Below are 13,261 nucleotides of genomic sequence, written 5' to 3'. Positions count from 1 at the left end.
AGAGTTACAATTACTGTGAAATTAATTAATAATTACAAGATTATCAAATAAATATCATAAAATGAATTATATTGAACAAGTACTTAATGAGGATTTTGCTTTAGAAGATTTACTAATGTGTTTCGAAACAATAAAAGAGAATGGGGATGTTGCTATTATTAAGTTTGATGGAAAAAGGGATAATAATCCTTATACGTTGTTGATTAGTTTTTCCAATGGAAAAAGACCAATGTTAAGAATTGACAGTAATAATTTAAAGGAAGCGATGCAAAATATACTAAAACAATATATAGCCGAATAATTAATCTGAATTAACAAAACCACTGCAATGAAGCGGTGGTTTTATTTTTGCAGACTACTTGAAATCTTTCGAAAATCTTTGATTTTCTAGCGCCTTAAAAGCAGATACAATAAAAAAATTGCGTCTTTGCGAATTTCCAACAAACCCATCTTTACTTTTTATATTTCTTCGAGCATTCTTCGGGAATCCTTCGGAAAAAACCTCCTTTTTCCGAAGCCGACTCGAAGAAGTCCCGAAGCTAACCCGAAGAAATAGAGTAGAATACCGGTCAAAACCGGTCAAAACCGGTCAAAATACGTCAAACCTGGTCATTATTTTCGCAGGCGATTGAAAATGAAAATGTCTGTTATACCTTCGTTCTGTTAACCCATAAAAAACAAACAAATGGCAAGAATAACAAAAGGAATCCTGGGAGGATTTTCAGGAAAAGTAGGAACGATCGTTGGGGCCAACTGGCGCGGACAAGACATCATCAGAAGTACCCCGAAACCCAGCAGCAGACCGCCGAGTGACAAGCAATTGCTACAACAGACCAAGTTCAAACTGGTCATTGGCTTTCTGCAGCCCGTTAAAAATATTCAGACGAAATATTTCGGGTCCGGAAGCGGTTCAAAATCCAGAGTGAATATAGCGGTTTCGTACACCATCAATGAGGCTATACAAATGACGGGGGATGTTCCCGAACTGGTTTACAGCAAAGTACTGATGACCAAAGGCGATCTGGCAGGGTTTCAGAATGCAACCGCAACGCCTCAAAGCGGACAGGTCATCAGCCTGAACTGGGAAGACAATTCCCAACAGGGTAATGCGACTGCCACAGACAAAGCCAATATCATCTGCTACTGTGAGGAGCTCGGAACCTATGATATCTTCGAATCGGTAACCGACCGCAGCATGATGACAGCCAATGTCACCCTTCCACCTTCTTATGCAGGAAAAGAAGTACAGGTCTGGGCGTTCTTTCATAATGCTAAAGAGACCCTGGCGTGCAACAGTGCTTACCTCGGTAATCTGACGGTATTGTAACGGTAATCTCCACTCGAATGGGTGGGGATTTTTTTTGATCATAAGTTGATATTAAATTTGATTATAGATGAGCTAGTGGTTGGTTTATGGTTTCCCGTAATTTGAAAATTGTTTTTATTTATATATTTAAATTTTAAAAACATATTGCCTGATAAGCTTATAATAAATGAAGATTATTTAAAATATAAAGAAATAGAGTGCTATAGAGATAACTATAAAAACCACGCGCAAAAACTCCTCACCTGCAAAGTTTGTTAGTTGGTTAGGGTGAAATAAAGGATTCTAATGAGAAAAAAAAATAAAAAACTAAAACTATAATGTCATTAAACATTTTACTCAAGAAGAGTAGTACTTGTGGTAAATACAATTTTTCAATTTATAATCATTCTCTTACGATGAGTGGTTTAAATCAATATATTCTTGAAGTGTTATATGAAGAAAATAAATTAAATTATTTATTTCAAAAAAAAAATCCAATTTCTAAAAAACAAAGAAAACTACAATTACAAAAATTTCTTGAGGATGCTTTTATTAATAGAGAAGCAGATGTGGTTGATGACGATATTAGAGATGCCATTTTATCTAATGAAAATGAAACGTATTATTCTTTTTTTGCAGAAGCTCTTTTAGCAAGATTAAATATTGATTATATTGATGATGATTTAATTACAGGTGTAATCAATATAAATGAGAACTTAACAAAGGTTTCAACAGGTGCAGATGTGTGCATGTTTTCTGAGACAAATTTAGTTCTAGGTGAAGCAAAATTTTATAGCTCTTTAAACCAAGGAATTCACTCTATAATAAAAGATGCTAGTTTTAAAAGTAAATTATCAGACTACATAAAAAATATTACAAGCTCAGACACAGAAATAGTATTAAAAGGTATTACTGGAGATATATGTGAAATGACAGTGGATGAAATAAAAAAATTACCGTTGACATTATCGGGTTTTGTGTTGCATACAAAAAATAAAAAGAATATGTATAATAAAACTTATGATTTGATAGATAAAATAGAAATAGATAACTTTCCGACGCATTACAAAATTCATTTATATCATTTACCTATTGAATCAAAAAATGAATTAATATTTAAGGCTCAAAGGATGGCTTTGGACTTAATAACTGCACTTTAAAGCTCATGATAAATCAGACAAACAGAGAAGAAATCATTAAACTGCTTGATATTTCTGAAGAGAAAGTATTATTGGAAGATTTATTTCTTTACGACTTATCTCCATATTATGAAGAGAAAAAAAATCAGTCATTTTTTTCCAAGCAGCTTGAATTTATCCAGGAAAAGAATCAGTTGAGTTATAATTCGGATATTTCATTTACTTCTGAACAGCTTAAAATTTACAATGGAATAGTTGAAAATCAACGCAGTATTGTGTCAGCACCCACTAGCTTTGGTAAAACAATGTTGATTAAAGAATACATTTTTAATAATCAACCAAATAAAGTTGTTTTTATAGTTCCTACAAATTCATTAGCCGATGAATTATTAGATGATTTTAAATTACATTTTACAGATTTAGGATATGTTATTTTTGATTCGATTAAAAATTTAGAAGTGATTTCCGAAAAAAGTATTTTTATAGGAACTCAGGAGAAATATTATAATTTAAAAGTATTATATCAAAATAAGATTGATTTATTTGTTATTGATGAAGCCTATAAACTTACAGATTCAATTAAAGGAAGTAGAGAGGTGATCTTAAATCGCTCATTTGTTGATACTTTAGAAAATTCAAATAAAATGGTACTACTCATGCCACTAGTTAACTCTATTATAGGGTTAGAAAACTTTAATTTTCAAATTCTCAAGTCTGATTATGCGCCCGTAGCTAAAAGCTTTCATAGTGTAAAAAAATTAGAACAAGCAGTAAGTAGGGAAGTATCAAAAAACGAAATAACTAACCTCATATATTTTAATTCTCCAAGAGAATTAGAAAGAATTTATCTTACAAAGTTAAAATCAATTAAAAATTCAATTGAACTAAATGATAATTGGATACAAAGAGTTGAAGAAGATTTTCATTCAGAATGGTTACCTATTCAAGCTTTAAAGTCAGGTATTGGAATACACTATGGTCCCATGCCAAAATTTGTTCAAAAAAAAGTGATTGACCTTTTTAAATCAAGTCAAATAAAAAATGTATTAGCTACAAACTCTATTATTGAAGGAGTGAACACACCAACAAAAAACATTTATATATATAGTTCAAAAGATATATTAGGAGATAAAAATTTAGTTAAATATAAGAATTTAATTGGACGTGCAGGTAGATTAGGTGAGCATAAAGTCGGCAATATATATTATTTTGAGAAGCATCAATCACAATTCGAAAATGCAAATGTTTCGTATAAAGATATTAACATACAGTTTCAATTAGAAAATAAAGCTGAAATTATTGAAATAAATCGTGACGAAAACTTTAATAAAGAATTAGTATCTGAAAATAAGACTTCACATGAAGATAGATTACAAAAACATTTAGAAAATTCAAGTTATTCTAATGTCCCTTCAAAAGAAATTATTAATCTCTTAAATAATCATGGTTTTACAGTTAATAAATTTACAGTTTTACTCGAGTATATAGCCTCTACTAAAAATGTTCTTCTTCTTGGTATAATAGGAAAGCTTATTGGTGGAACAGATGTAAATAGTCTGAATATAATTTTAAGTTCTCGATTTAGCACGTTCGGTGCAATGGTTGATGAGTTACATTCAAAAAACAAACAAAAATTTAAATCTCAAGCTATATCCACTTTAATTGACATGATTTATAGCTTTTTGCCTTTCAAAATTATACCGTTAATTAATTTTATAATTGATGTGGATGATTTATATAGAAAACATACTAATAAAAATTTACTTCCGACTCCAGTCATTGTTGAAGCAAAGAGGAAAAAGGCACAATTTTATTCTAAATTTATAGGCATAGATAATCCCACTCATGAAACTTTAGTTATTATGAATAAACTTTTCGAATATGGAATTCCATATCAAAGAGCTAATCCTTTTTTAGAAATGATTGCGGGTAATTTACCTAATAAATTTTCTATACACGATATTAGAAAAACTATTTTTGAAAATGAAAAGATGAGTGATTTAAAAGTTTATTTTGAATAATAATAACAGAATAAAATACTCCGAATCCGATTAGAAAAATCATTCATCTACTAAAGCAGGAAGAATATGTTAATGGGAAAGATTTATTTCGGCTTGCATCAGGACATACAGATTCGGTAGGATTTGAGTGATTTTTTGCTGGTCCAATATCTAGCGATTATGCAGGATGAGGTGTATGAAAAAGGTAATTTCTAATCTAAAAGTATTTTTACTTTTAATATAATTTATTTGCGATGAAAGATATTAGAGTTAAGGATTTAATAAAGTTTAGAGGTCTCAGTGAAAGACGTCAAAGTACTTTTATTACTAACCTGCAAAAAGAGAAAATTGAGAAAGAAAAGGATGATAGTACGGGGGGGGATTATTGGGTAAGGAGCATAAGTGCACTAAATAATGCTTTTAAAGAAAATGATAATAGTTTTATATCAGAAAAAATTACGGATATTTTAAATGATTATACCCCTAAATTAGATAAAGGTACTAAACTAAAATACGATAGGAATCTGCAAATTTTATATAATTATGAGGATTTTGATTTTAGAAGTGTAACACCCTCAGAAGATATTGAAATACTTTCAAAAGTAAGAAAAAGTGGAGTTATTGATATAAAAGGCTTTAGTTTAAAAGTAGAGACACATCATATTTATACTTTTAATATTGAAGATAAAAATTATTTGGGAGCTCTTTTGTTTGCAGCACAAAAAGATGGATACAAACCATATGAATTAGGAGTTTTTGCGGAGGCTATTTTTATGTTTTTAGAGAATAATTATTCAGAAAAATATATTATAAGTCCTTCTTTTATGAAGGTTATTGATGTTATGACGCATGAAATTGTTGATTACCAAATGGTTTTAGATGGTAAATTTCCTTCCTTGATTATTTCTATAATAGAAGACATTAAAAGCTTTAATAAATAAGAAAAATATACCTATGGAAAGATTTAAACTCCTAAGTATTCAAAGGATGTTTGTCATACCAACAAATAACTAAAGTGATGAATTTTTTTGAAAAACAAGAAATAGATATTTTAACTCAGTATTCTAGTAAATTAAAAACTAATGATTTACAATCTGTATATGATAATTTAAAAACGACATATAAAAAAGTTGAATATTGGGCTTCATTAGTTAAAGAAAAAGTTTTTAAAGAAGGGGAAATAAAAATTATTAAAAAGCCTACTAATCAAGCTAATATTTTTGAATTTTATCAATGGGCAAAAATTTATCCTTCAAAAGAAGATTTGAAGAATAAAATTCTGGCATATACAGTGAGTGTTGAAAAAAATGAGAAGCTTGTAATTAAAATTGATAGTGTTGGACTATCCGAAAATAGTCTATTGAGAAAAGAATACTATAGGTTTAGAAAGGATAATATAATTGTCAAAGAATATTATTTAAAGGATTTTTCAGGTTGGGATGATCTTGTAAATATAACAGTGAGAGATATAATGAATTTTGAGCCCCTATTTTACTCATTGAAAGAAATTTTGATACAAAAAAATAAAACAACTATTAAAATGATGAATTCCGAAAATAAAAAAGATATAATTCCTATCAATCAAATCTTATATGGGCCTCCTGGTACTGGGAAAACATATAATACCATTGTAAAAGCTGTAAAAATTGCTAACCCGAATTTTCATTTTACAGATAGAGAGCGCATAAAAAAAGAATATGAACGATTAGTTGACAATGAGCAAATAGTTTTTACTACTTTTCATCAAAGTATGTCTTATGAGGATTTTATTGAAGGAATAAAACCAGATGTGAAGAAAGATAATGTAATTTATGATATTATTCCTGGAATTTTTGTTGAATTGTGTAGTAAAGCTAAAGATAATTTAGATTCTTCAAAAGATAAAGACGTTTTTCATCTTCCATTTGAGTCAGCTTTTTCTAAATTTAAAGATGAATGGGAAGAAGATGACAGTATGAAATTTCCTTTAAAGACAAAAGGAAAAGATTATACAATTATAGGCTTTACAAAAAAGTCAATTCAATTTAAAAAATCCAGTGGAAGTACTAGTCATACTTTAAGCATAAATACTTTAAAAGAATACTATTATAATAAGAGAGAAGTTAAAAAGTCTGGTGTAGGGATATATTATCCTGCAATTTTAGAGAAACTATATGACTATCCAAATGATGTTAATGCTAAAAGTGAGGTTTTAAACTATGTTCTTATAATAGATGAAATCAATCGTGGTAATGTGTCAAACATTTTCGGAGAGTTAATAACTCTTATTGAAGAAAGCAAGCGAATCGGAAATTCTGAAGAATTACAAGTTACCTTGCCTTACAGTAAAGAAAAATTCGGTGTACCCTCTAATTTGTATATTATTGGTACTATGAATACTGCAGACCGTAGTATTGAAGCATTAGATACTGCGCTTAGACGACGTTTTTGCTTTGAAGAAATGTTACCAATTACTGATTTGTTAACTCCATCTGCGATGTATTGCAGGCTTCTGTGGAAATACGAAAGTGTAGATTGGAGTGATCGTGAGTTTGTAGAGAAAGAGGAGGATTTATTTAATTTATTGAATGTATCGACAGAATGGATAGATAAAAGAAAGGATATTTGGAGTGAAATGAAAGTAACAATGGACAAAAATAAAAGTGACTATTTTAAAGGTTTCAATTATTCTGGCGTTAATTTGAAAAATCTATTAGAAACAATAAATAAAAGAATAGAGGTGCTTTTGGATAGAGACCATACTATTGGACATTCTTATTTTATTGATGTGTATTCATTTGATGATTTGAAAAAAGTTTTTAAAAATAATATTATCCCTCTATTACAAGAGTATTTTTACGGTGATTATGAAAAAATAGGATGGATTCTTGGAGAAGGTTTTTTTATTGAAAAAGAATTGGATAAAAAATTACTTTTTACCAAGTTTTTCAGACAATCAAAGCCAGAGTTTGAACTTAAATACCAATTAGTAGATGTTGATAAAATTGATATGAAGATTGCAGTTCAAAAATTATTAGGAATATTTAAAGAAGAAAAAGAATTAGAGTACATTGAAAACTAAACTAATACAGGTTTTTGAATACGGTAGTCTTTATGTAGACGAACTTTATAATAATATAAAGTTTGAAAATAGCCATTATATTGCATTATCCAAGTTGAATATTCTACATAATGATAAATATTTTGAAATTCGTCATAATGGGATAAAATTCAAACAGTTTGTTGGTGTCATTCAGGTGAATGGATTAGTAATAGAAATTCTTCCAAAGATCGATCGTTACGAATCTGAAGATAAGCAAAATAAAATGAAGTGGCAGAAAGTGCTGATCGAGATGTTGAAGGTGACCAAAAAGTTAAAAATCCAACAGGTTGGTCAGGCAAATATTTCCAGGCAGTCCATCCATCTGTTGGATATTTATTTTGAATGGTTTTTAAATGAAGTTCAATTATTAATTCATCAAGGATTAATTAAACAATATTACAAAAAAACAGATAATGTAAAGGCTTTAAAGGGGAAGCTAGAATTCGCAGGGCATATTCAGAAGAATTTGGTTCATAAAGAACGTTTTTATACAACACATCAGGTGTATGAAAAAGATCATTTGGTACATCAAGTTTTAGGTCAGGCCTTAGATATTATTGCGAGCCTTTCAAAAGGAACTTATCTCTACAGCAAATGTAAAACGGTGCAGCTGGGTTTTCCGGAAGTACAGTCCATTAAAGCTAATGAGAGTACATTTACCAAGATTTCAACGTCAAGAAAAACGGCTCCTTATAAAACCGCTCTTTCTATTGCTAGATTAATTATCTTGAATTATGCTCCTAATATTTCAAATGGTTCCGAAAAGATGCTGGCTTTATTATTTGATATGAATCGTTTATGGGAAGAATATGTTTTAATAAAACTTAAGCAGGCGTGTCAGGATAAAGATATTGAAATATATGGACAAAATTCTACATCTTTTTGGAATACCATCAGTATTAGACCGGATATTGTTTTAAAGAGAAAATCAGAGAATACAATCACAGACGTATTTATTATTGATACTAAATGGAAAAATATTGATCAGTCTCAACCAAGTACGCATGATTTAAGACAGATGTATGTTTATAATGAATACTGGGAAAGTAAAAAGTCACTTTTGTTATATCCTTCCGGTAAAGATGAGAAAACGCAGTTTGATCAGTTTCAACCTCTTAAAAATAAGGAAGATCATCATAGGTGCGGTTTAGGGAAAATCTCAGTGTTAGATGAAGAGGGAAGGCTTCATGGAGATTTAGGACATAAAATATTAGAATTATTTCAAGAATAATAAAACATCTGAGAATGACTCTCAGATGTTTCTATTATAAGATTATTTTACTAAGTTCATAATGATTATTAGATATTCATAAAATTCAATTCAAAACCTCCGAACCCTTTACCCTCACACAATACTCACTCCCAAGATACAAAGGATTACCATGCTTTTCAGACCAGAACCCATCCAACGTATCTTTATTAAGACAACGGTAAACAGCCACTCCTTTATAAACTTTCTGATCATCCCCTTCATAATTAAAATTGATGACTAAAATCTGGTCTTTATAAAATCCGGTGCCGTTCTGAATATGATCACCGATGATCCATTGTGCGATGATGCGGTTGTTGGCATCAAGGCTTAAGGTCAGGAAACCGTGATAGGAGATATGACCTGTTTCTTCCTGATTGCTGCCCTGAACCGAATAACTTCCTGCTAGATCCTGTACTGTCATTGTCTTTTGCTTGAGGTCGCAAATGTAAAAAATCCTGACGACTGTTTTTTAGTATGCTATTTTATTTTAGATTTGCCGCAATGTTGTATTTAGTATTTATCAATATCTTTAGTTTCATTACGTTCGGTTTAGACAAAAGAAAGTCGATTTTACATCGTAGAAGGATCTCTGAAAGTACATTATTGGGGATTTCTTCGGTGGGTGGGACTATAGGAGCGATTGCAGCCATGCTGATCTTCAGGCATAAGATTTCCAAGCCTTCATTTTTACTGAAATTCGGATTCATTGTTTTAATTCAGGCGGCTTTGATTTACTTTTTTGAAAAATATTACTGAGATTACTCATAAAAACTTAATCTCGGATTCCTAATTTTTAATGGAAATAAGCAGATAATGAACTCAATGATAGAGGCTTAAGAATGGCTTTTCTTTTAACCTTCTCATTATGAATTTGTTAATTAACAAAACTTATTAGTAAGTTTTTCATTAAAAATCACTATTTTTGCACCCGTAAAAATCTTTTATGCAAAACATTAGAAATATTGCGATTATCGCACACGTTGACCACGGTAAGACGACTTTGGTTGACAAAATCATCCACGCTACCAATATTTTCAGAGAAAATCAGGAGAGTGGAGAATTAATTATGGATAACAACGATCTTGAAAGAGAAAGAGGGATCACCATTTTATCCAAGAATATTTCTGTTACTTATAAAGACACGAAAATTAACGTAATCGATACTCCTGGTCACGCCGATTTTGGTGGGGAAGTAGAAAGAGTATTGAAAATGGCTGACGGGGTTATTTTGTTGGTGGATGCGTTCGAAGGACCGATGCCACAGACAAGATTCGTACTTCAGAAGGCGTTGGAACTAGGATTGAGACCATTGGTGGTAATCAACAAAGTAGATAAGCCAAACTGTCGTCCGGATGAGGTTCACGATCAGGTATTTGACCTGTTCTTCAACCTTGAAGCGACTGAAGAGCAATTGGATTTCCCTACGTTCTACGGTTCTTCTAAGCAAGGTTGGTTCAACACTTCATTAGAACAAACTGAAGATATTTTACCATTATTGGATGGTATTTTACAATATGTTCCTGCACCGAAAGTATCTGAAGGTAATCTTCAGATGCAGATTACTTCTCTAGATTTCTCTTCTTTCTTAGGAAGAATTGCGATCGGAAAAGTAACAAGAGGGGAGCTTAAGGAATCTCAATGGATCGGTCTTGCTCAGGCAGACGGAAAAGTGGTGAAAGGAAAAGTAAAAGAGCTTTACGTTTTCGAAGGATTAGGAAAGAAAAAAGTAACTGAAGTAAAAGCCGGAGATATCTGTGCGGTAGTAGGTTTTGATGCTTTCCAGATCGGAGATTCTTTCGTAGATCTTGAAAACCCTGAGCCATTGGAAAGAACGGCGATTGATGAGCCTACGTTGAACATGACGTTCTCGATCAACAACTCACCTTTCTTCGGTAAAGATGGTAAATATGTAACTTCTAATCACCTGAAAGAAAGATTAACTAAAGAATTAGAGAAAAACCTGGCATTAAGAGTTCAGCAGACTGATGATGCGAACACGTTCTTGGTATTCGGTAGAGGTATTCTTCACTTGTCAGTGTTGATCGAAACGATGAGAAGAGAAGGGTATGAAATGACGATCGGTCAGCCACAGGTTATCTTGAGAGAAATCGACGGAGAAAACTGTGAGCCTTACGAATCTTTGGTAGTTGACGTTCCTGAAGAATATGCTTCAAGAGTAATCGACTTGGCAACTCAGAGAAAAGGTGACCTTCACATCATGGAAACGAAAGGAGAAATGCAGCACATGGAATTCGAAATTCCTTCAAGAGGTTTGATCGGATTGCGTTCTCAGATGTTGACAGCTACTGCTGGTGAAGCTATTATGGCACACCGTTTCACAGAATATAAGCCTTTCAAAGGTGCTATTCCGGGAAGAAACAATGGAGTATTGATCAGCAAAACGCAGGGTCCTGCAACAGAATATTCTATTGCTAAACTACAGGATAGAGGGAAGTTCTTCGTTGATCCGGGTGAGGAGATCTATGCAGGGATGATCATCGGTGAACAAAACAAGCCGGGAGACTTGGTGGTAAACATCGTAGAAGCAAAACAGCTGAACAACATGAGAGCTTCTGGTAAAGATAAAGATACAGGGGTTGCACCAAAAATCTTATTCTCTCTTGAAGAATGTATGGAATACATCCAGGGTGATGAAGCGATCGAGGTAACTCCGAACTTCATCCGTATGAGAAAGAAATTACTTTCTGAAGAAGAAAGAAAAAGAGTTGAAAGATCAGCGAAAGCTTAATACAAGACTCTTATAATATACTAAAGCCTCGATTTTTCGGGGCTTTTTTATTGCGGAAACAAAAGAAAATGTTTATTTTCCATCCTGATAATTGAAATATAATTTAAGGCAGTTTTTTACGATGAAAGGGAATCAATTAAAATTACTATTCTTACTGGGTATTTTTGCTTCATGCAGTAGTTCTAAAACGTTAGCAGACAGTACAAAGCCGATAAAAAATAAAAATACAACAAAACCTGTCGCTTCAGTGCAGAAAGATTCTGTAATTGTAGCTAAAACAGTAAAGATACTTTCAGAAGAGGTTTTCAAAACAAATCTTCCTGAGATCAAAAGAGAATTCAGAGGAGCATGGGTTGCCAGTGTGGCGAATATCAACTGGCCGTCAAAAACCAATCTGTCGGTAGATCAGCAGAAAGCGGAAGCCATCAGTATGCTGGATATGCTGAAAGAGAATAACTTTAATGCGGTAATTTTTCAGGTAAGACCTTCGGCAGATGCTTTGTATACAAGCAATATTGAACCATGGTCTTATTTTTTGACAGGGGAGACGGGAAAAGCTCCCGATCCGAACTATGATCCTTTGCAATTCTGGATTGAAGAAGCGCATAAAAGAGGCTTGGAACTTCATGTCTGGCTCAATCCTTATCGTGCGCACCACGCAAACGGAGGAACACCCAACAGCTTGTCGATGGTGAATAAGCTTTCGGATATAGTGGTGAGATTAAAGAACGGAATGTACTGGTTTGATCCGGCGAATCCGAAAACGCAGGGTCATGTTTCCAATGTGGTGAAAGATATTGTGAAGCGATATGATATTGATGCCATCCATTTTGATGATTATTTCTATCCGTATGCCACCTACAATAAGGGAGCGGATTTTCCGGATAATGCCTCGTGGAGTGCTTATGTAAGCAGTGGCGGAACCTTATCGAGAGCTGACTGGAGAAGAGATAATGTCAACAAATTTGTGGAAAGAATTTATAAGGAAGTTCACGCGGAGAAAAGCTACGTAAGATTCGGGATCAGCCCGTTTGGAATCTGGAAACCCGGTTATCCTGAAGGAATTACAGGTTCTTCACAATATGACGAGCTGTATGCCGATGCTAAACTATGGTTAAACAACGGCTGGGTTGATTATTTCTCGCCGCAATTGTACTGGACGATTGATTCTAAAGGTCAGGGTTTTGAAGCTTTACTGAACTGGTGGCAGTCTGAAAATACAATGAAACGCCATCTTTGGCCGGGATTAAATACCGTAGAAGTAAGATCTCCCGACCGCCCGACGGAGATTAAAAATCAGATTGAGATTTCACGGCAGGTGCTGAAAAATGATGCCGGAGAAATCCATTGGAGCATTGCTGGGTTAACGAAAAACGCGAATATGCTTCCTACCTTGAGAAACGGACCTTACAAAGAAAAAGCACTGGTTCCGAAAACGCCTTGGCTGAAAGCGGTTCCATTACAGGCTCCGACATTGTTTACTACGGATAACGGAACTTCCGTACAGACCAACTGGAGTGTTAAAAACATCGGGGAGGTTTTCCAATGGGTACTTTTCACCCAATACAATGGAATTTGGGAGACCGAAATTCTGACGGTTGAGCAGCTTTCTAAAGAAATCCCTAAATATAAAGACGGAAAAACATTAAACGCCATTGCAATTAAAGCGATTGACCGATTAGGAAACGAAAGTGAATATCTGGCGAAGAAAATAAAGTAAGTTCTGGACAAGA

Annotated in this window: 11 protein-coding genes; 10 read left to right on the top strand and 1 reads right to left on the bottom strand. The window is 32.9% G+C overall.

Annotation, left to right across the window (positions count from 1 at the left end; genetic code table 11):
• Positions 1 to 61: 61 nt before the first annotated feature.
• From LV842_RS02530 to LV842_RS02500, 7 genes are all read left to right on the top strand, one after another.
• Positions 62 to 301, top strand: a complete 240-nt coding sequence (locus LV842_RS02530) for a hypothetical protein (protein WP_233109889.1) — start codon at positions 62 to 64, stop codon at positions 299 to 301.
• Between the two features lie 384 nt (positions 302 to 685).
• Positions 686 to 1,327: a DUF6266 family protein gene (locus tag LV842_RS02525; RefSeq protein WP_233109888.1), complete on the top strand. Its 642-nt coding sequence runs from the start codon at positions 686 to 688 to the stop codon at positions 1,325 to 1,327.
• 317 nt (positions 1,328 to 1,644) lie between these two features.
• The gene (locus LV842_RS02520; RefSeq protein ID WP_233109887.1) at positions 1,645 to 2,466 is read left to right on the top strand and encodes a hypothetical protein; all 822 of its coding nucleotides are present in this window, start codon (positions 1,645 to 1,647) and stop codon (positions 2,464 to 2,466) included.
• Positions 2,467 to 2,471: 5 nt separating this feature from the next.
• Positions 2,472 to 4,466, top strand: a complete 1,995-nt coding sequence (locus tag LV842_RS02515; protein WP_233109886.1) for a DEAD/DEAH box helicase — start codon at positions 2,472 to 2,474, stop codon at positions 4,464 to 4,466.
• Between the two features lie 233 nt (positions 4,467 to 4,699).
• Positions 4,700 to 5,386, top strand: coding sequence for a hypothetical protein (locus LV842_RS02510; protein ID WP_233109885.1), 687 nt, complete (start codon positions 4,700 to 4,702; stop codon positions 5,384 to 5,386).
• Between the two features lie 77 nt (positions 5,387 to 5,463).
• Complete coding sequence (locus LV842_RS02505; protein ID WP_233109884.1) at positions 5,464 to 7,506, top strand: McrB family protein; 2,043 nt, start codon at positions 5,464 to 5,466, stop codon at positions 7,504 to 7,506.
• Positions 7,496 to 8,758, top strand: coding sequence for an McrC family protein (locus tag LV842_RS02500; RefSeq protein WP_233109883.1), 1,263 nt, complete (start codon positions 7,496 to 7,498; stop codon positions 8,756 to 8,758). The genes LV842_RS02505 and LV842_RS02500 overlap by 11 nt, the downstream gene beginning before the upstream one ends.
• An 85-nt stretch (positions 8,759 to 8,843) precedes the next feature.
• Here LV842_RS02500 and LV842_RS02495 read toward each other — a convergent pair whose 3' ends face one another.
• The gene (locus tag LV842_RS02495) at positions 8,844 to 9,200 is read right to left on the bottom strand and encodes a hypothetical protein (RefSeq protein ID WP_233109882.1); all 357 of its coding nucleotides are present in this window, start codon (positions 9,198 to 9,200) and stop codon (positions 8,844 to 8,846) included.
• A gap of 80 nt (positions 9,201 to 9,280) precedes the next feature.
• Here LV842_RS02495 and LV842_RS02490 point away from each other — a divergent pair, with 80 nt between their 5' ends.
• From LV842_RS02490 to LV842_RS02480, 3 genes are all read left to right on the top strand, one after another.
• Positions 9,281 to 9,535, top strand: coding sequence for a DUF1294 domain-containing protein (locus tag LV842_RS02490; RefSeq protein ID WP_233109881.1), 255 nt, complete (start codon positions 9,281 to 9,283; stop codon positions 9,533 to 9,535).
• Positions 9,536 to 9,722: 187 nt separating this feature from the next.
• Positions 9,723 to 11,528 (top strand): translational GTPase TypA, encoded by a 1,806-nt coding sequence (gene typA / locus LV842_RS02485; RefSeq protein WP_233109880.1) that lies wholly within the window; start codon positions 9,723 to 9,725, stop codon positions 11,526 to 11,528.
• Positions 11,529 to 11,649: 121 nt separating this feature from the next.
• Positions 11,650 to 13,248 carry a glycoside hydrolase family 10 protein gene (locus LV842_RS02480; RefSeq protein ID WP_233109879.1) on the top strand — a complete coding sequence of 533 codons (1,599 nt, stop codon included), beginning with the start codon at positions 11,650 to 11,652 and terminating at the stop codon, positions 13,246 to 13,248.
• The last annotated feature ends 13 nt before the right edge of the window (positions 13,249 to 13,261 follow it).

The organism is Chryseobacterium gwangjuense (genome assembly GCF_021311115.1).
Lineage (GTDB): Bacteria > Bacteroidota > Bacteroidia > Flavobacteriales > Weeksellaceae > Chryseobacterium > Chryseobacterium gwangjuense.
The sequence above is the reverse complement of the archived record's forward strand: the minus strand, read 5'-3'. Positions and strand labels throughout refer to the sequence as shown.